Genomic DNA, 23,246 nt, shown 5'->3' with positions numbered 1-23,246 from the left:
CGGCTCATGGACGCGGGCCTGCGCGGTCTGGTGCTCGACGACCCGGAGAGCGGGCCGGTGCGGGTCGAAGGCGACCTCTCCCTCGTCTCGATCTCGCCGGAACTCTCGCCGCGCACCGGCACCGTCACCGTCCTGCTCGAGGCCCCGGGCATCGCCGGCACCGGCTTCGCCCTTGGATCGACCGTCGCGGCGCAGGTGCTGATGGCCGGTGAGGAGAGCGGCATCGTCGTGCCCGCTTCGGCCCTGGTCGACGACGGCGGCGTGCCGGTCGTCTTCCTGCAACTGTCCGGCGAGGACTTCCAGCGGCAGACGGTGACAGTGCTCGGCCGGCAGGGGGACCAGGTGCTGGTGGCCGGCCTGGCGCCCGGTCAGCGCCTGGTGACCCGCGGCGGGGACGCCATCCGTCGTTCGTCCCTCATGGCGAGCGGCGAAGCTCACGGCCACGTCCACTGAAGGCGCCGGAGTGGGACCCCTCGAGCGACTGCTTCGGTTCTCCCTGCGCCACCGTCTGCTGGTGGTCGCGGGGGCAGCTCTCCTCACGGTGGTCGGTGCGGCCTGGATCCTGAACCTGCCGGTTGACATCTTTCCCGACCTCTCGGCCCCCACCGTGACCGTGATCACGGAGGCCCCAGGGATGGCCGCGGAGGAGGTCGAGCTGCTGGTGACCTACGCGGTGGAGTCCGCGATCAACGGATCCCCGGGCGTGCGGCGGCTGCGTTCGATCTCCGCCGACGGGATCTCGGTGGCCTGGGTCGAGTTCGACTGGGGCACCGACATCTACCGCGCCCGCCAGGTCGTCAGCGAGCGGCTGCAGCGCGTCGACCTTCCGGCCCAGGCCGAGAGACCGGAGCTCGGGCCGATCTCCTCGATCATGGGCGAGATCACGTTCATCGCGATGACCTCGGCGCCGGTGGCGGAGGGCGGCGTCAGCGCGATGGAGTTGCGCCGCGTCGCCGAAACGGTCGTTCGCCGCAACCTCCTGTCGATCCCGGGCGTCTCACAGGTCGTTCCCATCGGCGGCGAACAGCGGCAGCTTCAGGTCACGGTGCGGCCGACCGCCCTGGCTCAGAACGGTCTCCCGCTCGCCGACGTCGTGGACGCCGTCGCGAAGTCCAGCCGCAGCTTGGCCGCGGGCTTTCATGTGGAGGCCGGCGAGGAGCACATCGTCCGCGTGCGCAGCCGGGCACGCACTCCGGACGAGGTTGCCGCGGCCGTCGTGCGGGTCGACGGCGGGATCCCGCTACGGGTCGGTGACGTGGCAAGCGTCGAATGGGGACCGGCGCCTGTCCGCGGCACCGGCTCCTATCGCAACCGTCCGGCGGTCATCCTGTCCGTGCAGAAGCAGCCGGGCGCGAACACGCTGGATCTGACCCGCGCCATCGATGACACGCTCGCCCGGCTGCAGCCGGTTCTGCCTGAGGGCGTCGTGCTCGAAAGCGAGAACTTCCGCCAGGCGGACTTCATCGAGGTGGCGATCGGCAACGTCGCCGAGGCGCTGCGCGACGGGGCGATCCTCGTCATCGTCATCCTTGCGCTGTTCCTCGGCAGCGTCCGTACGACGTTCATCTCGGCGTTCGCCATCCCGCTCTCCCTGGTCGCCGGGGTCCTGGTGATCGCGGCCTTCGGGCTGCAGATCGACACGATGACGCTCGGTGGCCTGTCGATCGCGATCGGGCTGCTGGTGGACGACGCGATCATCGCGATCGAGAACATCTTCCGCCGGATGAGGGACGAGAGCCGCCTGCCGGAGGGCGAGCGCCGCCCGGCCGAGGAGGTCGTCGCGGCCGCGACCCGGGAGGTCCTGAGCCCGATCCTCCTCGCCACGCTGATCGTCGTCCTGGTCTTCGTGCCCATCTTCTTCCTGCCCGGGCTGGAGGGCCGGCTGCTGCGGCCGCTCGGCATGGCGTTCATCGCCGCGCTCGCCGCCTCCCTGGTCGTGGCGCTGACGGTTACGCCGGTGCTCGCCGTGCTGTTCCTGGGACGGGCGCGGGCGCTCAGGTCGCGCCCGCCGTGGCTGCTGCGCGCCTTCCAGTGGGCCTACTCGCCGACTCTCGACTGGTGCTTCTCGCATCGCTGGGCGGTGCTGTTTTCGGCGGCCCTCCTGGTGGTCGTCGCGGCGGCGCTCCTGCCGGGACTGGGCCGCAGCTTCCTGCCGGCCTTCAACGAGGGCTCGCTCACCGTGTCGGTGGTCAGCCCGCCCGGCATCCCGCTCGCCGAGAGCGATCGGCTGGGCAGCCGGGTCGAGGAGGCGCTGCTCGCCTTCCCGGAGGTCGTCTCGACCAGCCGGCGGACGGGCCGCGCCGAGAAGGACGAGCACGTCCAGGGGGTCAACGCCTCCGAGATGGAGGTCGTGCTGGCGCCGCTCGAGGACGGCCGCTCGAAGGACGAACTGGTTGCCGGGATGCGCCGCGCGGTGGCCGGGATACCGGCGGTGACCGTCTCTTTCGGGCAGCCGATCAGCCACCGGATCGACCACATGATCTCGGGTTCCCGGACCAACCTGGCGGTGAAGGTCGAGGGATCGGATCTGGCGGTGCTGCGCACGCTGGCTGCGCGGATCGAACAGGTCCTGGCGACCGTGCCTGGCATCGTCGACCTGTCGAACCAGGAGCAGTCGCCGGTGCCCCAGATGGTCGTCGACTTCGACCGCACGGCGATGGCCCGGTACGGGTTGAGCCTCGCGGACCTCGGCGAGGCCGTGGAGGCGCTGTTTCAGGGCGTCGTTGTCGGCGAGATCGTGGAGGAGGGCCTGGCGTCCGACATCGCCGTCCGGTTGCCGCCGGGCCTGCGGGCCGAACCGGACCGGGTCGCGGCCCTGCCGGTCTCGACGCCGGCCGGCGACCTGATCCGCCTGGGCGCGGTCGCCGAGGTGCGGCACGCGCTCGGCCCGTCCCTGATCCGGCGCGAGAACGCCCAGCGGGTGGCGATGGTGACCGCCAACGTCGCCGGCGCCGATCTCGTCGGCACGGTCGAGCGCGCCCAGGCCGCGGTCGAGGCCGAGGTCGACCTGCCTGCCGGCTACCTGGTGACCTTTGGCGGGCAGTTCGAGGAAGCGGGCCGGCGCGTCTACACGATGGGTCTGCTGGTCGTGCTCATCCTGGTCGGGATGTACGGCCTGCTCTACCTCGAGTTCGGCAGCCACCGCGACACCCTGGCGATGCTCGTCAACGTGCCGCTGGCCCTGGTCGGCGGCGTCGTCGCGGTGGCGCTGGGAGGCGGCGTCCTGTCGCTGGCGACCGTGGTCGGTTTCGTCACCCTGTTCGGGATCGCGACCCGCAACGGCGTGCTGCTGGTCAGCAACTATCGACGGCTGCTCGGCGAGGGGCTGCCGCTTCAGGAAGCCGTCCGGCAGGGCTCCGAAGAGCGGATGCCGCCCATTCTGATGACCGCGCTGACGGCCGGGCTGGCCCTCGTGCCGCTGGTGCTGGGCGCGGGCGAGCCGGGCAACGAGATCCTGAGTCCGATGGCCCAGGTCATCCTCGGCGGGCTGCTGACGTCGACGTTCCTGAACCTGGTCGTGGTACCGGTGCTCTACGCTAGACGGTCATGAGGCACTTGACCCGCTTCGCCGCCGTCCTCGTCCTTCCCCTGCTCGCCGCCTGCAACGTCGAGATCTCCCTCGACGGCGCCGCCGACGCGGACATCATCGCCACCGCCGGCGACGAGTACCTGGACTTCGTCGCCGCCCGCGATCCCTACCTCAAGTTTCGGCGAGGGGAGAAGGTGGAGGACTTCCCGGACTGGACGCTCGAGGCCGCCGAAGCGGACGCGGCCTTCGCCCGGGACCTGCTCGACCGGCTGGCCGGAGTCGATGAGGAGGCCGTCGACCACGAGGACTGGATCTCGCTCAGGCTGCTGCGCTGGAACCTCGGCATGCTGGTCGAGGCGCCGAAGCACTACTGGGCGGACTTCAACATCACGCCCTACGCGGCCGGCGGCTTCAGCCTGAACATCCTGCACCAGGTGCTCGGCGCTGCTGCGGTCGGAACCGACGAGGACAGCGCCCACTACCTCCATCTGCTCGACGAGTACGCCCAGGGGATCGGGCAGCTCGCCGACAAGGTCGCCGGGCAGAAGGAACGCGGCATCTACCTGCCGAAGGCCCAGGTCCCGGCCGTGGTCGGGATGTTCGAGGGCTACCGGGGTCGTCTCGACGAGCTGTTCGTGCCGGCCGCCGGCCGCGCCGGCGACGGGGCCGCCGACTTCCTGAACCAGGTGCGCGAAGCGGTCGAGACGGGAATCGACGCACAGTTCAGCCGCCTGATCGCCGAGCTCGGCGACGACTACCTGGAGGCGGCGCCGGAGCAGGTCGGGCTCGGCACGGTGCCGGGCGGCCGCGAGCTCTACGTCCACCGGGTGCGGATGCACACGACGACGGACCTCACGCCCGAAGAGATCCACCAGCTCGGCCTGGAGCAGGTCGCGCAGATCGAAGCGGAACTGGCGGCGCTGCGGGAGGAGATCGGGTTCGAGGCCACGTCCGAAGAGACCGCGATGAAGGAGTTCCTGGACCAGGTCCGCGCCGACCCGCGTTTCATCGCCTCATCGCCCGAGGAGGTCGAGGAACGCTACATGGGCTACATCGAGAAGATCGAGCCCCACATCGCGGACTACTTCGACGTGTTGCCAGAGGCGCCCTACGGCGTCCGCCGCCTCGACCCGACGTCCGAGGCGACGATGACCTTCGGCGTCTACCAGCTTCCGACCTCCGTCAACCCGCGGGGCGAGTACCGCTACAACGGCTCCGACCTCGAGAACCGCTCCCTGTTCTCGGCCCAGGGGCTGATCTACCACGAGCTGATCCCCGGCCATCACTTCCAGCTCGCGCTGGCCAACGAGCGCGAGGACCTGCCCCGCTTCCGCCGCGAGACGATCGGCTACGGCGCCTTCACCGAGGGCTGGGCCGAGTACGCCGCCAACCTCGGCAAGGAGATGGACGTCTACGAGAACGCGTACGACCTCTATGGCCGCCTCGTCATGGAGATGTTCATCTCCTGCCGCCTGGTGCTGGACACCGGCATGAACTACTTCGGGTGGGACCTGGAGCGCGGCCGCGAGTACATGAGCGCGCGGGTCGTCTACTCCGACGTGGAGGTCGCCACGGAACTCCTGCGCTACTCAGCCGACATCCACGGCCAGGCGCTGGCCTACCGGATCGGCAACCTGGAGATCCTCCGCCTGCGCCGGAAGGCCGAGGACGCGCTCGGCGACCGCTTCGACATCAAGGCCTTCCACGCCGCCGTGATCGGCAGCGGCGCCATGCCGATGGTGGTGCTGGAAGAGCACATCGACTGGTGGATCGAGCAGCAGGGGTAGAGCCGTGTCGTCCGCCTTCCCGCAGGGCGTTGGCCATCACACCGGACTCAGCTGGCTCGCTGGAGGCGCCTGTACTGCTTCGTGACTTTCGCCCGAAACACCACTAAGGCCCGCGAGACTTGGTAACGAATGGCGATGGCGGGTACGGTGAGACCTTGATCGATCGCAAGTCGGAGGCCGCCGTAGGGAACGAGCGCGGCGGCCCCGCTATGGTAGGCAGCCGTCTCGGCGTTGCCGGAGAAGTTGCGCTTTGGGCGGCCGTCATGGACACGGATCGTCGTGGGACGGTGCCCCAGCCGCAGATGGAAGTACTCCTCCATCAGGCTGGCTCGCGTCCGTTCCGGGCTGTGTGAGTCGTTGTAGAGCACCACGACGTCGTCACCTACTTCCAGCGCGCAAGCCGACCAGGTCTCCCGGAGTGGCCCGCGGAAGCTGTCGATGTACACCTGCGCACAACCGCAATCACCATGCGGCTGGACCGTTGCGCCCCTAAGCAGGGAGTAGCTGGCACGTACAGAAAGCCGGTCCTCGGCTGCTAGCTGGAGGTCGCGGCGGAGGTCCAACGCATTGCGTTCGTAGGGCCACTGGGTTGGGTTCGGCGGATACTCGTGCGGCACGGTGCTCAGGACTCCTTCAGACGCCTCGTATCGTAGACGGCCTTGACCATCGCTATCAGCCCATCTGCAGCGTCCTTCGGAAGATCCGGCAGTGCCCGCAGGTGGAGTTCGACGTCTGCGATCGTCGAGTTTGGGCGGAGCGGCGAAGAGCCGGGCCGGCTCAGCTCGAAGAGCGATCTTCCCGCCCAGCTTGCCGCCTTCACGAGCGTTTCTCCTTCTGGATGTGAAGCCGATCTGGATCCTTGGAGCATCCGGGAAAGGGTCGCCGGGCTGCAGCCGATCTGCTTCGCCGCATCGCGAATCGAGAGCTCGCGCAGCGCCATCTTCTCTCGGACTTCCGTGGCTAGGGCGTCGCGATCGAACGAATCGGGCATCGGCCGGCTCCTGCTGCTGTTCTTGGGGGTTGCGTCGCTGACGGTGCTGGGAGTATAGTGTGTTTCACGAATGAGGACAGAGGCCATTCTCGATCTCTTGCCGAGGTCGCTCCACTACACCGAAAGGTAAGCTAGCCATGCATCGACCATCACTCGCCGCCATCCAGGCTCGTGCTCGCTCCGAGGCGAGAAGACTGCAATCGCGAGCCGAACAAGTAGCCCGTGACGCCCAGCGACGGATGGAGCAGCGTGTCCGCACCATGACGTGCAACGGCACGCGCCCCTTGACGAAGGCCCAGATCGACCAACTCGCCCGGGAAGGGGCGAACTACCTCCGGAGTCGTCTCCGGTAGTCGAGGAGAAGCAGAAGTGAGTAAAGGACGAGATCGTTCCGTATTCAAAAAGGACGGTGCTTGGGTCAACAAGCGCCACGATGCCGCCAGGGCCTCGAGCCGCCACGGGACGCAGCGCGAGGCAGAGAACGCCGCGCGGGAGATGCTCAGGAAGCAGGGTGGCGGCGAGCTCAGCACCCATGGGCGCGATGGGCGCATTCGGAGCAAGGACACGATTGCTCCGGGCAACGACCCGCTACCTCCCCGCGACCGGGAGCACTAGAGGCCCATGGAAGCTGTTCCGAGAATCCAGTGGAAGGATGGGGAGTTCTTCGTATCCCTTCCGTTAGGGAAGGAGATCCTCGAGGCGAAGTGGAGCCCCAACGTGACGTCTGTCGTTCGGATCCGAGAGGTCGGTGAGGATTCATGGAGTCCCGGCTTCGAGACACCGTTGAACGGCTGCAGTTTCGTCGGACTCAAGCCCGACACTGAGTACGAGATGCAGCTAACACACAAGAACGCTGTCGGCGAAGGACCGGCGGTCACCAAGCGGATCAGAACGAGCCCGGAAGGCGCTGGCAACGTCGTCCCGTTCCCCAAGAGGCCTCCTGGCTTCTAGGTTGGGCTCCCAGTGGCCGGTGCCGGCCGATTCCCCGCAGCCCTGCGGAGGAGGCGGCCACCTTGCGGGAACGTCTCGGGAGAGGCTCGCGAGCGACGGCCAGTTCTCTCAGCGGCGACGGCCTGCGGCAACGCGAGGCAGTCGAGCGAGGCAGCGAGCGATCGGTCTCCCCGAAAGGACTGCGGATGACTTAGCTTGGGTGGTAGAGCCTCGGGGATTCTGGGGTTGTACGATTCCGTCCCATCCCATTGACGCTGTGGTCCGCTTGCCCGGCAACAGAGGGCTCTTCCTCTTGGAGTGGCTGGGTATTCGGCATTTCCTCAGCCGGGTTCTGCCGCATGCCCCTCACCCCCGAACAGCGCGCCCGGAAGAAGATCGATCGCCAACTCGCCGCCGCGGGCTGGGGCGTCCAGGACCACCGCGACATGGACATTCATGCGAGCTTCGGCGTCGCGGTGCGGGAGTACCCGCTCAAATGGAAGGAGGGTGGCAAGAAGAAGAGCGGCTTCGCCGACTACCTTCTCTACGTTGACGGGCGGGCCATCGGCGTCATCGAGGCAAAGCCCGCGGGTCACACCCTGCAAGGCGTCATCCTTCAGTCCAAGAAGTACACCGAAGGACTGCACCAGTGGGTCCCTGCCTGGCGACGTCCGCTTCCGTTCGCCTACGAATCGACCGGCGAAGTGACCCAGTTCACCAACGGTCTCGACCCGGACCCGCGGAGCCGTGAGATCTTCACGTTCCACCGTCCGGAGGAGTTGCTTCGCCTCCAGGGCATGGAGCCCGAACAACTGCGAGGGATGCTCCGGCGGTTGCCGGAACTCGACCAAGGCCGACTTTGGCGCGTGCAGTTCAAGGCGATCCGGAACCTGGAGCGGTCGCTCGCGCACGGCCGGCCTCGTTCCCTCATTCAGATGGCGACCGGCAGCGGCAAGACGTTCACGGCCGTGTCTGCGTGCTATCGGCTGGTCAAGCACGCGAAGGCGAAGCGCATCCTGTTTCTCGTCGACCGCAACAACCTCGGGCGTCAGACGCTGAACGAGTTCCAGCAGTTCCGCGATCCGTCGTCGGGCTATGCGTTCGCCGAGGAGTTCGTGGTTCAACGCTTGCGGGGTAACGCGATCGACCCGGCGAGCAAGGTCGTGATCACGACCATCCAGCGGCTCTACTCGATTTTGAAGGGCGAGGCGGAGTACGAACCGGAGAACGAGGAACAGTCCCTGTTTGAGTCGGGCCGGCTGCGCGGCGAGGAACCCGTGCCGGTGGAGTATGCGCCCGACCTTCCCATCGAGACGTTCGATTTCATCGTCATCGACGAATGCCACCGGTCGATCTACAACGTGTGGCGCCAGGTCGTCGAGTACTTCGACGCGTTCCTGATCGGGCTGACCGCCACACCGAGCCCGCAAACGATCGGCTTCTTCAACAACAACATCGTCCAGGACTACTCGCACACCAAGGCGGTCGCAGACGGGATCAACGTCGGCTACGAGGTCTACCGCATCAAGACGAAGATCTCCGAGAAAGGAAGCACCGTAGAGGCGGGGCGCCGCGTCCCCCGGCGCGACCGTCGCACCCGCAAGGTGACCTTGGCCGAGATGGAAGACGACCTCACCTACACGGCCAACCAGCTCGACCGCGACGTCGTGGCGCCTGACCAGATCCGGCTCGTCGTGCGCACGTTCCGGGACCGACTCTTCAGCGAGATCTTCCCAGGACGCACCGAGGTCCCGAAGACGCTCATCTTCGCCAAGCAGGACAGCCACGCCGACGACGTCGTCAAGATCGTCAAGGAGGAGTTCGGCAAGGGCAACGACTTCTGCCAGAAGATCACGTCCAAGACGACCGGCGCCAAGCCGGAGGATCTGCTGAGCAGCTTCCGCAACTCCTACAACCCGCGCATCGCGGTCACGGTGGACATGATCGCGACCGGGACGGACGTGAGGCCCCTCGAGTGCCTGCTCTTCATGCGCAACGTGAACTCCGCTTCGTACTTCGAGCAGATGAAGGGTCGGGGCGTGCGGGTCATCGAACGCGACGACCTGCAGGGCGTGACGCCGGACGCCGATGCGAAGACGCACTTCGTGATCGTCGATGCGGTCGGCGTCTGTGAACGCGATAAGACGGACTCCAAGCCGCTGGAACGCCAGCCTTCCGTCAGCACCGAGAAACTGCTGCAGATGGCGGCTCAGGGGATGGTGCACCCCGATCTCGTTTCGAGTCTGGCGGCGCGTATGGCGCGCCTCGGCCGGCGGGTCGACGAGCAGCAGCGATCGCGAATCGCGCAGGAAGCGGACGGGGCGACGCTGGAGGGGCTGACCGGCGCGCTTCTGCACAGCATCGACCCCGACGCAACCCGCGAGGCGGCGATAGCCGAGCACGGGTTGGCCGATGACGTAGAGCCGACCAGCGAGCAGCTTGAGCGGATGGAGCGCGAGCGCATGACCGCCGCCCTCAAGCCGTTCACCCGGCCGGGGTTGCGCCGGGTGATCACCGAGATCAACCAGAGCCTCTACCAGATCATCGACGAGGCTGCCCTCGACCAACTGCTGGGTTCCGGCTACGACGGGACGGCCGTCGAGAGGGCCCGTTCCAAGCTGGAGGATTTCAGACAGTTCCTGGAAGAAAACCGCGAGCACATCGAGGCGTTGCGGATTCTGTACAGCCGGCCCTATCGAGCGGGTCTTCGCTACCGGCACGTCAAGGAGCTGCGAGATGCGCTGCGCAACCCGCCTGTGGGGCTGCCCGACCCCGCCAACGGGTTGTGGCGGCTCTACGAGTTGGTCGAGCCCGAGAGGGTGCAGGGGAGAGGCGGCGGCGCACTAGTCGACTTGGTCGCGATCGTGAAGCGCGCAATCAACGCGGACGGGCAGTTGGTCCCCGTCGCCGATCAGGTCGAGGAGCACTACCGCGAATGGCTGGCCGAGAAGGCGCGAAGCGGACAGGCGTTCAACGCGGACCAGCTACGGTGGCTGGACGCGATCAAGGACCACATCGCCACGAGCCTGGTGATCGAACGGAACGACTTCGAGTACGCGCCCTTCAGCCAGATGGGTGGGCTCGGCGCGGTGTACGGGGCGTTCGGCGACGAGCTCGACGCCGTGCTGGCCGAGTTGAATGAGAGGTTGGCAGCGTGAGCGAGGTGCCGGAGAGTTGGGCGGAGGTTGCGCTGGGCAAGATGTTCGACCCGGGGCGCGGGCGGACGGTCATTCCGTCTCGACAACCCGAGACCCGTTTCGAGCTGTACAGTGTTCCGTCGTTCGCTGAGGGATCCCCCGAGCGGCTTGCCGGCGACGAGATCGGTTCCTCGAAGCAGGCGGTTGTGCCCGGCACGGTCTTGGCTTGCAGGATAAACCCGCGAATCAACCGCGTGTGGCTGGTGAGACCGGCTACCGGCGACCCGCAGATCGCCTCTTCCGAGTGGTTTGCTCTCCCGCCGGTAGAGGGCCTGTTGCCTCGCTATGTCAGGTACGCACTCCAGGCTCCCGAGGTGCGGGCCTTTCTGACCTCGAATGTCTCGGGGGTTGGCGGCTCGCTTATGCGTGTACGTGTGGCTGCGTTCTGGCGAACTCCGCTCGTCCTCGCCCCGACTCGTGAACAGCACCGAATCGTCGCCAGAATCGAAGCGCTCTTTTCTGAGTTGGATGACGGCGTGACTGCCCTCAAGCGCGCCGAGGCCAACCTAGAACGCTATCGGGCATCCGTCCTCAAGGCTGCGGTCGAGGGCCGGTTGACGGAGCAGTGGCGCAGCGACAATCCGCCGAACCAAACAGGCGAGGAGCTTCTCCGGCGCATCCTGGGCGAGCGCCGTAAACGGTGGGAGGAGGCGCAACTCGCTGCCTTTGCCGCCAAGGGCCGTCAGCCGCCGCGGAACTGGAAGTCGAGGTACAGGGAGCCGCTCGCACCGGACACGAGCGACCTTCCCGCGTTGCCGGAGGGGTGGTGCTGGGCGACGGTCGACCAAGTCGGCCAAGTCATTGGTGGCCTGACGAAGAACCAAGCCCGCGCCGAGTTACCGGCCAGTTACCCCTATCTGCGCGTGGCCAATGTCTACGCGGATGAGCTGCGATTGGAAGACGTAAAGACAATCGGCGTCTCGGAGTCGGAACTCGAACGCGTCCTTCTCCGCGCGGGCGACCTCATGGTTGTGGAGGGCAACGGAAGTCCGAGCCAGATTGGCCGGGTCGCTGAGTGGAACGGCGAACTGACCACCTGCTGCCATCAGAACCACTTGATCAAGGTGCGCTGCGACCGCGGTCGCGCGTGTCTTCCGCGTTGGCTGTTGTCATGGCTCCTGTCGCCGATCGGCCGTCGGACGGTCCTGGACAAGGCTAGTTCCACGTCGGGGCTGTACACCCTCAGTCTCTCGAAAGTGCGCGCGCTTCCCCTTCCTCTTGCGCCCTATCGGGAGCAGGTTGAGGCGGTGAAACTGGCCGATTTGCTACGGGAAACCGGGAGACTTGCCCGGAGAAGAGTGCAGGCGGGCATCGATGTTCAGTCCGCCGCCCTTCGCCAGTCGATCCTCAAACGCGCGTTCGAGGGCCGCCTCGTCCCCCAGGATCCGGACGACGAGCCTGCGGCTGTTCTCCTGGAACGCATCCGCGCCGCGCGGGAAGCGTAGGTTACGCTGGCCGCGTCCGGTCGTGGGCCCCGCCGCCGGCGAGGGGGTGAGCGGCGAACTGGACAGCCACCCGACACGGAAGCGCTATGAGCCCCGCTAGCTTCGATGAAGACGACTCGCTACTTCGACGAACAGGTGTCGCGCAAGCGCCCCTACGTCGACGTGGACTTGTGCCGTGCCGTGGTCGCCTCACCGCTCCGGCGCGAACGCCAGGAGGACGGCCGCATACGCTTCTGGGGCAGAATCAGGCTGTCCGGCGAGGTCGCTGATCGAATTCTCCGCGTCGTGACCTTGGAGGACGGTGAGACCATCCACAACGCGTTTCTCGATCGCAGCTACCGTGAGGACAGGCAATGAAGTTGCACTACTACCCCGACACGGACAGCCTCTACGTGGAGTTCAGGCGCGAACCGAGCGTGGAAACCCGGGAGATCGCTGACGGTCTCAACGTGGATTTCGACGCGAGCGGCAACGTCGTCGGCTTTGACATCGACCATGCCGCCGAACGCCTTGAGCTGGCGACCCTGGAGACTCAAGAGCTGCCCGTAAGGGCTTACAAGGCTGGCTGACTGCCGGTCAATCTACGAGTTCAGGAGGCGCATGGAGGAGACGGACCGTTGGCACGAGGAGGTGGAGAGGCTCTTCCTGACGGACCGCGAGAGGCTGGGCAACAGCTTGGTCGAAGGCGACCTCATTCCCGTGCTGAAGCAGCGGGGCATCGAGGTGAAATCGACGGCCCGGCGAATGAAGGGGCGGCTGGACGGAAGGCCCTACGAGATAGAGATCATGGCCGGGAACGCCTCGGAGCTGGTTCTCGTCGAGGTCAGGACGAGGCTCAGGTCGAGCGACATCAAACGGTTCCTGTACAAGGTCTCACGTCTCTGCGCCTCGTCTGGCGTGTGCCGGGGCAGGCGCGTCTACGGCGCCGTGGCTTGCTCCCGAAGCACCAGGGCGGTGAGGGCACAGGCGGAACGCCGCGGTCTGTTCGTCATTCGGGCGACCGGTAGCAGCGCTAGCATCGTCAACGGGTCGGACTTCAAACCCCGCGTCTTCTCCTGATCTCAGCGCCGGGAGGCGCTGTTGCGCTCTGTCCCGGCGCACCATGCACCACGCACCATGTCCGACAACCACACACAGCGCATCGTCAACAAGGCGTGGAGCTTCGCGCACCTGCTGCGCGACGACGGCCTGTCCTACATGCAGTACACGGAGCAGATCACGTTCCTGCTCTTCCTCAAGATGGCGCATGAGCGGACCCTGCAGCCGTGGAGCCAGCCTTCGATGGTCCCCGACGGCTTGGACTGGCCAAGCTTGCTGGCGGAAGACGGCGCCGACCTCGAATCGCACTATCGCCACATCCTGACCGAGCTCTCGCGGGAGGACGGCATGCTCGGCGAGATCTTCCGGCGAGCCCGGCAGCAGATCCAGAACCCCGCGACCCTCAAGCGGCTCATCGTCGATCTGATCGATCCCGAGGATTGGAGTTCGCTCGCGGCGGACGTGAAGGGCGACATCTACGAAGGCCTGCTCGCGAAGTCTGCCCAGGAGTCACCCAAGGGCGCTGGGCAGTACTTCACCCCGCGTGAGGTGATCCGCGCGATCGTCGACGTGATGCAACCTGGCCCGGACGACACGGTCTGCGATCCCGCCTGTGGAACGGGCGGCTTCCTGCTCGCTGCGCACGACCATGTCCTTCGGGAGCACGGCAACACGCTGGACCCGGACCGGAAGCGTCATCTTCGCCGGAACTTCGTCCAGGGGATGGACATCGTCCCTGAGACGGCCCGGCTCTGCATCATGAACCTGTACCTGCACGGCATCGACGCGGACCCGTGCCCCGTTCGATCAGGTGTGGACAGCTTGGCGAGCGATCCCGGCCAACGGTTCTCGATGGTTCTGACGAATCCGCCGTTCGGCAAGAAGAGCACGGTCCGGATCGTCAGCCAGGAAGGCGAGTTGGAGACGGAGTCCGACTCCTACGAACGTCAGGACTTCTGGGCCAGCACGAAGAACAAGCAGCTCAACTTCCTCCAGCACGTGAAGACGCTTCTCACGATCAACGGTTCGTGCGCGATCGTTGTACCCGACAACGTGCTCTTCGAGGGCGGCGCCGGTGAGGTCGTGCGCACGAACCTGCTCCAACAGTTCGATGTGCACACGCTGCTCCGGCTGCCGACGGGGATCTTCTACGCCCAGGGCGTCAAGGCGAACGTCCTGTTCTTCGATGCGAAGCCAGCGCGTGAGAAGCCGTGGACCGAGCGCCTCTGGGTCTACGACCTCCGCACCAACAAGCACTTCACGCTCAAGATGAAGCCGCTCCGGCGTTCTGACCTGGACGAGTTCGTTGAGTGCTATCGCCCGGGCGAGCGCCACACGCGGCAACCGACGTGGAGTGAGGACAACCCCGACGGGAGATGGCGGGCATACGACTACGAGGAGCTGGTCGAGCGCGACAAGCTCAACCTGGACCTGTCCTGGCTGAGGGACCGTTCGCTGGAGGACAGCGAGAACCTCCCGGAGCCGGAGACGCTTGCGGCCGAGATCGCCGAGGACCTGCGATCGGCCTTGGAGGCGTTCGAGGAGATCGCCGCGGAACTGTCGGACTGAGCGAGGCAGCGTTGGGCGGCTTCACGCGCCGCCGTCTCGGTCGCGATCTTCGCGAACGGTGTCGGTGCTGTCCACGCTTGAGCGAAGCCGTCGGCGCATCGCCGCGGCGCCGGCGGCGAAGTCATCTCCGCCTACCACTTCGTCCTCCCAAAGGCGCTCCAGGAAACGCTCCCACGGCAGAATCCAGATCCCGTCGTCCGTTCGTCTGACCGCGTCCTCGTTGCAGACGACGATGGCGGTCCGCGGACGGTGCTCCTCGACGAACGCCCGCAGGCCCTTGAGGTCCGCTCGCCGCACTCGGCTGCCGCCCTTGACTTCGATCGCCGTGCTTCCATCGCGGCCCAGGACGAAGTCGCACTCGCGGCCGGACCTCGTGCGCCAGAACCGGATGGGGAAGTCGCGCTCGCGGTAGGAGCGGTAGGCCAGCAGCTCCATCAGGACGAAGTGCTCCAGGGCGCGCCCGAAGTCGGGTCCCGAGGCCCTCTCGATTCGCCGGCCGGCGATGTGGTTCGCCACGCCCACATCGAACAGGTAGAACTTCGGCGCGGCGACGATCACCGAACGCGAAGGGCGGCGGCTGAAGGGCTCGACCAGCACGCCGAGCAGCGTGTCGACCAGGATCTGGAAGTACTCCTTGACGGTCTTGGAACTGACGCCGCAGTCCCTGGCGACGTTGCTGTAGTTCAGCATCTCGCCGTTGCAGAACGCGAGTGCCTCGAAGAACCGCGAAAACGCGGGGGCGTTGCGGGTCAGTCCTTCGTCGAAGACTTCCTCCTTGAGGTAGTCGTCCACGTACCCGGCCAGCGCCCGGCGATGGTGCGCCGAGTCGTAGTGCTCGGGAACGAGCCCGCGGTTCAGGGCCGCCAGCAGGTCGAAGCCGGGGATCTCGCACCAGGTCAACGGGTGAAGCGCGAAGCGCCAGGCGCGACCGCCGAGCAGGTTCGCGCTCCCGCGCTTCAGCTTGCGGGCGCTGGAGCCGCAGAGCACGAAGCTGAGGCGCTCCGCCTCGATGAGGCGGTGCACTTCGTCGAGGAGAGCGGGCGCCTTCTGGACCTCGTCGATCAGGATCGGCAGTTCGCGTCTCGCGCCCTCTGCCGCCGCTATGCGTTCACCGAGGGTCCAGGGCGCGCGGGTGAACTCGAGCATCAGGCGCGTGTCGAGCAGGTCGAAGCAAATCGACTCCGGGAACTGCCGCTGGAGCAGCGTGGACTTTCCGGTCTTCCTGGCTCCCCAGAGGAAAACCGACTGGCCGCGCGGCAATTCGATCTTGAGTTCGCGGGCGTACATGGTGGGTCTCCGATCTCGGAGTGTACTCCGAAATAGTTGAACTATCTCGGAGTACACTCCGGGATCGCGTGGCCCCTGCGCAGTTCCTGAGCCTCCGAGTAGCCTTCGGGTGGCAATGAGAGCGCTCCTCTTCGGCCTGCTGTGCGCCGTCACATGACGCCGAAGCTCCATCCGCTCAACCGGGACTTTCGCTGGGAGCCCAGAGGCGGCCCCTACCGGCGCATCTCTGCCGCGCAGGCCCACCAGTGGAGCGAGCAGGGCTTCTTCGTGCTGGAGGACGCGGTCGAGCCCTCCACGCTCGAGCGCCTGATCGCCGAGATCGACCCATGGGAGGCCAAAGCCGAAGCGGCGCTGCGCGAGCTGCCGCAGGGCCGTCGCTTCATCGCCCGCGCTGACGAGATCACCTTCACCGTCCACCTGGTGCTGCGCTCGGCTTTCCTGCGGGACTTCTGTGCCGGGCCTCTCTTTCGGGATCTCGCCTGGGATCTCGTGGGCCCCGACGTCCGCCTCTACTGGGACCAGGCGGTCTACAAGAAGCCGAGCGTTCCGGCCCCCTTTCCGTGGCACCAGGACAACGGCTACGGCTTCCTCGAGCCGCAGGCCTATCTCACCTGCTGGATCGCCCTGACCGACGCCACAACCAGCAACGGCTGCCCGCGGGTACTCCCGGGACTGCATCGCCACGGCACCCTGGAGCACTGGACCACCGACCTCGGCTACTGCTGCGCGGACGAAGACGCCGAAGGGCTCGCCGCGCCGGCGAGAGCCGGCAGCATTGTCGTCTTCTCCTCACTCACTCCGCATGCCACCGGGCCGAACCTCACCTCGGAGGTCCGCAAGGCCTACATCGTTCAGCTCGCTCCCGACGGGGCTCACCGCATGGAACCCGACGGGAGCGGCGGCTACCGGCCCGTTCTCCAGAACGATCCGGATCGGCAGTTCCCAATCCTCAGAACCGGACGCCGACCTTGAGGCGGAACTCCCGCGTGTACTGGTAGGTGTCGAGGGAGCCGGAAGGATTGCCGTTTCTCGTGTTGATCAGAATCAGAGCCTGCTCGTTCGTGACGTTGGCAACCTCGCCGCCGATGATGCCTTGCACGCCGCCCCTGATCGGGAACTGGTAGGTGGCGTTCAGGTTGAGCGTGAAGAAGTCGTCGAGCCGGTTCGTTCCTCTCTTGTCCCTGAGGGTCGTCGTGGTGATCGTCTGGCCGGACACCGGGTGCCTGACCTGAGTGGCGGGCTGCAATCCCCAGGGCTCGCCGTCTGCCAGGTGCGCGCTGACACTGGTCATCAGGTCATGGCTGCCGAACCTCCACCGCTTCATGCCGACTACGTTGACGATGTGGTCCCGCTGGTAGCTGATCGGTCCGAACCAGTTGGGGCCACTCGTGGGATTGAGAATCCCGGTCGAAACCTCGATGCCCCCGAAGCCTTCCAGGTGGTCGTCGTTGTCGTTGCGCGACTCGTTGTTGCCTTCGTTCCAGTCCCTCGCGTAGTTCATCTGCAGCGACCAGTCGTTGCGAAACGCCCGGTTGAGCTGGAGCAGGATGCCCTCGTACTCGCGTCGGTTCTGCGGCCAGTTTCTCAGGTCGCGAACGACCGCGCCCTGCTCGTCGAACTGCAGGGTGCTGTGGAACATGTTCTCCATGTCCCACGACGTCACGCGCGACTTGAAGGCCCAGTTGCTCGAGAACTGCCAGTCGAAGCCCACCGAGATCTCGTCCTTGTAGTAGGGCTCGACGGAGGAGGCCAGGGGGTCACGGGGCTCGACGCGGCGCTGGAAGACGTCGTAGAGTTCCGTCTCGGAATTCCAGCCGTACTGCGTGTAGGCGTTCTCGCCGTTGGCGCCGGCCGTGAACTCCGTGAAGACGACACCGAGGCCGATGTAGTCGTAGTAGCGCCCGGCGGATGCCCGCAGGAGCATCCTGCCGTCGGCGTTGAGGTCGTAGACCGCCGACAAGCGCGGCGCCACCTTCTGGTAGTCCATGACTTCCTGGCCGAGGTTGTTCTTGATGTCCTGGGTGTCCTGGCGCAGGCCGAGGCTGACGGTGAGGTGGTCACCGACCGTGATGCGGTCCTGGACATAGGCAGCACCTATGTCGCTGGTGAAGGCGGTGTTGCAAGGGACGGGGCAGTCGAAGACCCGCTTGTTGGTAGGGGTCGCGTAGCCGCCGGGCAGCGAACGGCCGTAGCCGCGGCCGCGATACTCGGTGCCGATACTCGTGATCGTGGCAAAGGTGACGTCCTGGACGTCGATGCCGCCCTTGAACTCGTGCTTGCCCCTGAAGAAGGTCAGCGAGGCATTCGCCTGATCGCGCGGAAAGTCGTTCCCACCCGCGCCGAGGCGATTCACGGGAGCGTTGTAGCGCCGACCGTCGGCGAGATCCCGATAGCGGAAGTTGTTGCCGTCGGGCGTGTCGGGAGACGCGCCGGGAAGGATCTCCGCGGGCGGGGAACCAATACGGGCCGTCTGGAGCTCGCGGTTGGCGGCCTTGGCTTCGAGAAACGCCGAGTTGGTCAGGGCGAAGCTCCAGGTCAGGGTCTGGATTCTGTTGTTCCAACTGTTCCTCGTGACCGAGTAGATGTCGCCGGCCGACCCGGGTGGATTGAGGCGGCCTGACGGGGAGTCGATCCAGGTCAACGCGAGCTGGTGACGGTCGTTGGGCTGGGTGTTGACCTTGCCGACGAGTGGCTCGGCGGTGCGGTTCGAATTGATCGTGTTGCCGTCGCGGGTCAGGTCGAGCCGGTTGTCGTTCATTTCGCTCAGGGAGGCATAGAACCAGGCCTTGTTGCGGAAGAGCGGCCCGCCGAGACCGGTCTCGTAGCTGTTGATCATGGAATCCGGCCGCTCCATCTCAAGCCAGTTCTCGGAGCGCCACGCCGGGTTCTGGCCGATGTAGAGGAAGTCGCCGTGGAACTCGTTCGTGCCGGTCTTGATCGTCGTGTTCATCACGCCGCTGACCCCCCGGCCGTACTCGGCGCTGAACCCGGCGGATTCCATGCGGTTCTCGGAGACCACGGTCGACGGCATGTAGAAGGTCATTTCGCCGCCGCGGCGGTTGTGGGAGATGTCGACGCCGTCGATGAAGAGGACGTTCTCCTGGCCGATGCCGCCGTTGACCCCGGGTGCCTGATCGAACTCCTGTTTGTACGACACCACGCCGGCCATCAGTTTCATGTTCGACCAGTAGTTCCGCGTGGCCTGGGGTACGTGCTGGAGCTCCTCTGCCCCGAGCGCGCTAACGGCACCGGTGTCGTACTTCGTGATCAGCGCCGCCTCGGAGGTGACGGTGATCTCCTCCTCCGTTGCGCCGAGCGTGAGGTCGACGTCCTCGCGCTTCCCCAGTTCGAGGACGACCGCGCGCTCTGCCGAGCCCAGGCCTTCGAGGTCGGCGGTGACGGTGTAGTCACCCGACTGGAGCAGGGCGAAGCGATAGTCGCCGTTGGCGTCGGTGATCTCGGTCCTCGTGTTCTGAGGGCCGGTCAGCGTCACGGTGACGCCGGGCAGGCCGTCTCCCTGAGCGTCACTTATCGTGCCGTCGATGGTCGATGTCTGCGGGCCGTCGGCCAGCAGCGGCGACGCGCAGAGGGCGATGGCGAAGATCCAGATAGAGGACCTGATGGCGGTGGTTGTCACGATTTCTCCCTCCATAACGCTGTTCGAATCTCAAACACCGTACCACAAGGAACGTCGGCGCACCGGATGGGGGTTGTGTCATGTGCGTTTTTGTAAATCGATTTAGGCATATCGGCTAAACCGATTTAGTCGTTGCGCCCGCTCGAAAGCTAGACTCGTAGCCCATCGCACAGGCCCGTCGTCGAATCGTGTTCCATGAGGAAGAGAACCATGCGTGAACTTCGTTGGTGTCCGCTCGCCGGTCTCCTGGTCGTCCTGTCAGGCGCGTCCGCCTTCGGCCAGGCCACGAAATCGGCCGAGCCCTTCAAGGTCGGCACCTTCGACATCGACGGCGTGCCGCGGGTCGGCCTCGTCCTGCGGGACAGCCTGGTGGTCGACATCGCGGAGGCGAACCGGGGACTCGAGGCCGATCCCGCCTACCCGACGCTGCCGATGCCGGCGGACATGCTCGAGCTGGTCGGTCGCTACGAGTACGGCCTGAAGTACCGGCTGTACGAGATCGTGAACCATCTCGTGGGCAACGATCTGCTCGGGAACGAGGTGCCCGAGTACGTCCACGCGGTCGACGAGCTCCGGATCCGGCCGCCGATCATGTATCCGGGGAAGATCCTGAACGCCGCCGTCAACTTCTACAGTCACGTCAACGAGTCGGGAACCGAGGAAGAGCGAGCCGCGGCCCGGCGCCAGCGCCGCGAGAACCGGGGCTTTCCGTACCTCTTTCTCAAGCCGTCCCGAGGCGCCGTCGTTGGCAGCGGCGACGAGATCGTGATCCCCTACGGCCGCGATCGCACAGACTGGGAAGTCGAGCTGGGCGCCGTCATCGGACGGACGGCGAGGTACGTCTCCGCCGCCGAGGCCCAGGACCACGTCTTCGGCTACATGGTCTCCATCGACGTCTCCGACCGTGGCGGGCGGCCTCCGGGAGGCAACCCCATCGGCAGCGACTGGTTCGTCGGCAAGGGGCACGACACCTTCGCGCCGCAGGGCCCGTGGATCGTGCCGCGCGAGTTCTACGGCGATCCGATGGAGAACCTCCGCCAGACTCTCAGCGTCGACGGCACCCTGCTTCAGGAGGCGCGCGCCGGCGACATGATCCACTCGCTGTGGGAGCTCATCGAGTACGGCTCGTCGATCATCACCCTCTACCCGGGTGACGTGATCAACAACGGCACCTCGGGCGGCACGGCCGCCGGCGCGGCCGCGACCCGCGGCCCGGAGGATCGTTTCCTCAAGCCGGGCGAGGTCGTCGAGGCGTCCATCGACGGTATCGGCACGCTCCGGCTCCCGGTCGTCGCCGGCGAGAAGCCGCCGGGCGAGACGGGGGCGCGGCTGCCGCCGGTCAAGTCGTATCGCTGACCCGTAGCACCGCCGGCAACGGCGCCTCGGGGCGTCTCGGGTAGAGTGGCTTGGGGCCTTGGACCCGCCCTCCTCCAAGAATCTTCGGAGAGCCCCCGATGAACCTAGCCACGCGCGTGGCCCGCGTTGCGGGCGCCACGGCAACCATTCTCATCCTGGTGCCGGCCATTGCTGCCGGCCCCAATCTCGATCGGCCCACGTTCGTCGACGACGTGGCGCCGATCCTCCACGCCAACTGCGTCTCCTGCCACGAGCCCGGCGAGATCGGACCGATGGCGCTGCGCACCTACCGCGAGGTGCGGCCGTGGGCCCGGTCCATCGCCCGCGCGGTCGAGAACCGGGACATGCCGCCCTGGGACGCCGACCCGGGCTACGGGCCCTGGTCCAACGACACCAGCCTGAGCGACGACGAGATCGCGGCGATCGTCCGCTGGGCTGCGAACGGCGCGCCCCGCGGCGAAGGCGACGAACCCGTCCATGAGCGGTCGGAGACCGCGGACGGGTGGACCTTCGGAGAACCGGACTGGGTGTTCGAGTTCGATCCCCACGAAGTGGCCGCGGAGGGACCGGATGAGTTCCGCGACGTGCCCATCACGACCGGATTCGACGAGGACCGCTGGATCCGCGCGGTCGAGATCAAGCCGGGAGACCGCAACGTGCTCCATCACTTCATTCTCTGGCGGGCAGCCGAGGGCGCAACCTTCCAGGAAGGCTGGTTGGCCGCCTGGACCGCGGGCAGCAAGCCCTACCAGTTCCCGACGGGCTCCGCCCGCCTGCTGCAGAAGGGCCGCAAGCTGATCGGCGACTTCCACTACCATCCGAGCGGCGAGGCGGCGACCGACAGCAGCAGCATCGGTCTCTGGTTCGCCGAACCCGAGGAAGTCGAGAAGGAACTGATCACGCTGCCGATCTGGAACGCGGGCATCCACATCCCGGCGGGCGACCCGAACTACGAGGCGGAGGCGAGCCGCGTCTTCGAGGAAGACGTCGAGATTCGCGCCTTCACGCCGCACATGCACTACCGCGGAAAGTCCATGCACTTCAGCGCGGAGCTTCCGGACGGCACCACCAGGGACCTGCTCCGGGTCAGCCGCTACGACTTCAACTGGCAGACGACCTACCAGTTGGCCGAGCCGATCCGGCTGCCGGCCGGGACGCGAATCCATGTGAAGGCCGTCTTCGACAACTCGGCCGGCAACCCCAGCAACCCCGATCCGACGGTCGACGTCAGGTGGGGCCTGGAATCCACCGACGAGATGCTGAACGGCCTCGTCGACTACGTCGCGGCGGACGGCTAGATCGCCAGATCGTTCAGATTGTAGTCCCGGATCACGCGCTCGAACGTCTCGTCGTTGAAGCGGAAGTCGTCCTCCAGGCCGGCGAAGGGCTCGTAGACGAACGAGGCTTCCCCGGGCCAGTGCTGCCGGCGGGCGTCGATCGCCACGGCGATCACGGACGAGCGATCGAAGATCCGCCGTGCGTCGTAGACGACCTCGTCGGCTTCAACGCCGAGTGCGCCCTTCTGCCCCTCGACCGATCTGCGGCGGTGGAAGCCGAAGGTGAGCGAGATGCGCAGGTCGGACGAGGTGTTGGCGAACGAGGCGTGGAGCATCTGGCGGTTGACGATCGTGACGTCGCCGGCGTCGCAGACGAGCGGCAGGGCCCCGGGGAGCTTCTCGCTTCCTCCGTTCGCCTGGACCCGCGCCTTGATGTCGATCTTCCCCAGCTTGTGGCTGCCGGGCACCACCCAGAGACAGCTCGCCGGAGTCGTCGGGTAGAGCTGCACCTGGAAGTTGAAGCCGTGGATGCCTTCGTCCCAGTCCGGAGAACCCCAGTGGGTCACGCCGTCCTGGTGCCACGACACCGAACCACCGAGACCCGGCTGCTTGACGAAGATCGCGTCGTTGAAGGGCACGAAGTCGTCGCCGTTGATCGCGGCGGCGATCTCGAGCAGGTGTGGGTGGCCGTAGAGCCGCAGGCCGGAGGGCATCGCCTGGCACATCGAACTCATGATGAAGACGACATCGGCGGGCGCGTCCCGTTCGGGTAGCGGCTGCGTCATCTGCGTCGGGTGACGTCCGCTGAGAAGCTCCGTGCCGCCCCAGGGGTCTGCCAGCGGCTTGGCGAAGAGATACGGCGGGCGGGCGTAGTCGAGACCCAGCGCTGGCCGCCCCTGCGCGTCAACGTCCGCGTCCGGGCCAACCGGCGCGCGCTCCAGCATCTCGCTGGCGTCGCGGCGCAGCTCGGCCACCTCGTCGCCGTCGATGAGCCCTTCGAAGACGTAGAACCCGTGCCGCCAGTACGCCTCCAGGATGTCTGGATGGAGCCTGCCGCCGTCGGTCAGGCGAATCGGCCCCCGGTTGCCGATCTCGGCGGCGATGCGCAGCCCCTCTTCCTGATAGGCCGCCATCCCGGCCGCGTGCTCCGCCCGGGTGGGTGTCGCTACTGGGTCGCCTGCGCTGAGCGTGTCGTTCATGGGG

At 66.6% G+C, this 23,246-nt stretch carries 19 protein-coding genes; 14 read left to right on the top strand and 5 right to left on the bottom strand.

Annotated features, from left to right (window positions below):
• The 3 genes from OXI49_18685 to OXI49_18675 all read left to right on the top strand — a co-directional run.
• Positions 1-453 (top strand): hypothetical protein (locus OXI49_18685; protein ID MDE2692526.1); only part of this gene is annotated, 453 nt, incomplete at its 5' end.
• A gap of 10 nt (positions 454-463) precedes the next feature.
• Positions 464-3,550 (top strand): efflux RND transporter permease subunit, encoded by a 3,087-nt coding sequence (locus tag OXI49_18680; GenBank protein MDE2692525.1) that lies wholly within the window; start codon positions 464-466, stop codon positions 3,548-3,550.
• The gene (locus OXI49_18675) at positions 3,547-5,316 is read left to right on the top strand and encodes a DUF885 domain-containing protein (GenBank protein MDE2692524.1); all 1,770 of its coding nucleotides are present in this window, start codon (positions 3,547-3,549) and stop codon (positions 5,314-5,316) included. Before OXI49_18680 ends, OXI49_18675 begins: the two co-directional genes overlap by 4 nt.
• Positions 5,317-5,363: 47 nt before the next feature.
• Here OXI49_18675 and OXI49_18670 read toward each other — a convergent pair whose 3' ends face one another.
• Together OXI49_18670 and OXI49_18665 are read right to left on the bottom strand one after the other, a co-directional pair.
• Complete coding sequence (locus OXI49_18670) at positions 5,364-5,933, bottom strand: ImmA/IrrE family metallo-endopeptidase (protein ID MDE2692523.1); 570 nt, start codon at positions 5,931-5,933, stop codon at positions 5,364-5,366.
• A 5-nt stretch (positions 5,934-5,938) separates the two neighbouring features.
• Positions 5,939-6,394, bottom strand: a complete 456-nt coding sequence (locus tag OXI49_18665) for a helix-turn-helix transcriptional regulator (protein ID MDE2692522.1) — start codon at positions 6,392-6,394, stop codon at positions 5,939-5,941.
• A 282-nt stretch (positions 6,395-6,676) separates the two neighbouring features.
• Between OXI49_18665 and OXI49_18660 the strand changes: the two genes are divergently transcribed.
• The 8 genes from OXI49_18660 to OXI49_18625 all read left to right on the top strand — a co-directional run bounded on the left by OXI49_18660 (position 6,677) and on the right by OXI49_18625 (position 14,486).
• Positions 6,677-6,922 (top strand): DUF2188 domain-containing protein, encoded by a 246-nt coding sequence (locus OXI49_18660; protein MDE2692521.1) that lies wholly within the window; start codon positions 6,677-6,679, stop codon positions 6,920-6,922.
• A 6-nt stretch (positions 6,923-6,928) separates the two neighbouring features.
• Positions 6,929-7,258: a fibronectin type III domain-containing protein gene (locus OXI49_18655; GenBank protein ID MDE2692520.1), complete on the top strand. Its 330-nt coding sequence runs from the start codon at positions 6,929-6,931 to the stop codon at positions 7,256-7,258.
• 338 nt (positions 7,259-7,596) lie between these two features.
• On the top strand, positions 7,597-10,395 hold the full coding sequence (locus OXI49_18650; protein MDE2692519.1) for a DEAD/DEAH box helicase family protein: 2,799 nt from the start codon (positions 7,597-7,599) through the stop codon (positions 10,393-10,395).
• A complete protein-coding gene (locus tag OXI49_18645; protein MDE2692518.1) occupies positions 10,392-11,879 on the top strand; it encodes a hypothetical protein in 1,488 nt (495 codons plus the stop codon). The genes OXI49_18650 and OXI49_18645 overlap by 4 nt, the downstream gene beginning before the upstream one ends.
• Positions 11,880-11,984: 105 nt before the next feature.
• Positions 11,985-12,236 (top strand): hypothetical protein, encoded by a 252-nt coding sequence (locus OXI49_18640; protein MDE2692517.1) that lies wholly within the window; start codon positions 11,985-11,987, stop codon positions 12,234-12,236.
• Complete coding sequence (locus tag OXI49_18635; protein ID MDE2692516.1) at positions 12,233-12,448, top strand: DUF2283 domain-containing protein; 216 nt, start codon at positions 12,233-12,235, stop codon at positions 12,446-12,448. The genes OXI49_18640 and OXI49_18635 overlap by 4 nt, the downstream gene beginning before the upstream one ends.
• A 31-nt stretch (positions 12,449-12,479) precedes the next feature.
• Complete coding sequence (locus tag OXI49_18630; protein MDE2692515.1) at positions 12,480-12,938, top strand: hypothetical protein; 459 nt, start codon at positions 12,480-12,482, stop codon at positions 12,936-12,938.
• A gap of 57 nt (positions 12,939-12,995) precedes the next feature.
• Positions 12,996-14,486 carry a class I SAM-dependent DNA methyltransferase gene (locus OXI49_18625; protein ID MDE2692514.1) on the top strand — a complete coding sequence of 497 codons (1,491 nt, stop codon included), beginning with the start codon at positions 12,996-12,998 and terminating at the stop codon, positions 14,484-14,486.
• 21 nt (positions 14,487-14,507) lie between these two features.
• Here OXI49_18625 and OXI49_18620 read toward each other — a convergent pair whose 3' ends face one another.
• Entirely contained in the window at positions 14,508-15,773 is a 1,266-nt protein-coding gene (locus OXI49_18620; GenBank protein ID MDE2692513.1) for a DUF4143 domain-containing protein, read from the bottom strand.
• A gap of 153 nt (positions 15,774-15,926) precedes the next feature.
• On the opposite strand from OXI49_18620, the gene OXI49_18615 reads away from it, so the two are divergent.
• Positions 15,927-16,745, top strand: coding sequence for a phytanoyl-CoA dioxygenase family protein (locus tag OXI49_18615; GenBank protein MDE2692512.1), 819 nt, complete (start codon positions 15,927-15,929; stop codon positions 16,743-16,745).
• Here the strand turns inward: OXI49_18615 and OXI49_18610 are convergent.
• Positions 16,723-19,410 (bottom strand): carboxypeptidase regulatory-like domain-containing protein, encoded by a 2,688-nt coding sequence (locus OXI49_18610; GenBank protein MDE2692511.1) that lies wholly within the window; start codon positions 19,408-19,410, stop codon positions 16,723-16,725. The two genes, OXI49_18615 and OXI49_18610, sit on opposite strands and share 23 nt — an antisense overlap.
• Positions 19,411-19,620: 210 nt before the next feature.
• Between OXI49_18610 and OXI49_18605 the strand changes: the two genes are divergently transcribed.
• The gene (locus OXI49_18605) at positions 19,621-20,766 is read left to right on the top strand and encodes a fumarylacetoacetate hydrolase family protein (protein MDE2692510.1); all 1,146 of its coding nucleotides are present in this window, start codon (positions 19,621-19,623) and stop codon (positions 20,764-20,766) included.
• A 98-nt stretch (positions 20,767-20,864) separates the two neighbouring features.
• Positions 20,865-22,064: a cytochrome c gene (locus OXI49_18600; GenBank protein MDE2692509.1), complete on the top strand. Its 1,200-nt coding sequence runs from the start codon at positions 20,865-20,867 to the stop codon at positions 22,062-22,064.
• Here OXI49_18600 and OXI49_18595 read toward each other — a convergent pair.
• On the bottom strand, positions 22,061-23,242 hold the full coding sequence (locus OXI49_18595) for a phytanoyl-CoA dioxygenase family protein (GenBank protein ID MDE2692508.1): 1,182 nt from the start codon (positions 23,240-23,242) through the stop codon (positions 22,061-22,063). The two genes, OXI49_18600 and OXI49_18595, sit on opposite strands and share 4 nt — an antisense overlap.
• Positions 23,243-23,246: the final 4 nt, after the last annotated feature.

The organism is Acidobacteriota bacterium (assembly GCA_028875725.1).
In the GTDB taxonomy this organism is placed as follows: Bacteria; Acidobacteriota; Thermoanaerobaculia; order Multivoradales; family Multivoraceae; genus Multivorans.
Note: the sequence above shows the minus strand (reverse complement) of the source record. Positions and strands in the feature narration are given on the sequence as shown.

Excerpts from the sequence above, each read along its gene's own strand:
- OXI49_18675 (MDE2692524.1), top strand. The coding sequence starts at position 3,547 with ATGAGGCACTTGACCCGCTTCGCCGCCGTCCTCGTCCTTCCCCTGCTC.
- OXI49_18665 (MDE2692522.1), bottom strand. The coding sequence starts at position 6,394 with ATGGCCTCTGTCCTCATTCGTGAAACACACTATACTCCCAGCACCGTC.
- OXI49_18655 (MDE2692520.1), top strand. The coding sequence starts at position 6,929 with ATGGAAGCTGTTCCGAGAATCCAGTGGAAGGATGGGGAGTTCTTCGTA.
- OXI49_18650 (MDE2692519.1), top strand. The coding sequence starts at position 7,597 with ATGCCCCTCACCCCCGAACAGCGCGCCCGGAAGAAGATCGATCGCCAA.
- OXI49_18640 (MDE2692517.1), top strand. The coding sequence starts at position 11,985 with ATGAAGACGACTCGCTACTTCGACGAACAGGTGTCGCGCAAGCGCCCC.
- OXI49_18635 (MDE2692516.1), top strand. The coding sequence starts at position 12,233 with ATGAAGTTGCACTACTACCCCGACACGGACAGCCTCTACGTGGAGTTC.
- OXI49_18630 (MDE2692515.1), top strand. The coding sequence starts at position 12,480 with ATGGAGGAGACGGACCGTTGGCACGAGGAGGTGGAGAGGCTCTTCCTG.
- OXI49_18625 (MDE2692514.1), top strand. The coding sequence starts at position 12,996 with ATGTCCGACAACCACACACAGCGCATCGTCAACAAGGCGTGGAGCTTC.
- OXI49_18620 (MDE2692513.1), bottom strand. The coding sequence starts at position 15,773 with ATGTACGCCCGCGAACTCAAGATCGAATTGCCGCGCGGCCAGTCGGTT.
- OXI49_18615 (MDE2692512.1), top strand. The coding sequence starts at position 15,927 with ATGACGCCGAAGCTCCATCCGCTCAACCGGGACTTTCGCTGGGAGCCC.
- OXI49_18605 (MDE2692510.1), top strand. The coding sequence starts at position 19,621 with ATGCGTGAACTTCGTTGGTGTCCGCTCGCCGGTCTCCTGGTCGTCCTG.
- OXI49_18600 (MDE2692509.1), top strand. The coding sequence starts at position 20,865 with ATGAACCTAGCCACGCGCGTGGCCCGCGTTGCGGGCGCCACGGCAACC.
- OXI49_18595 (MDE2692508.1), bottom strand. The coding sequence starts at position 23,242 with ATGAACGACACGCTCAGCGCAGGCGACCCAGTAGCGACACCCACCCGG.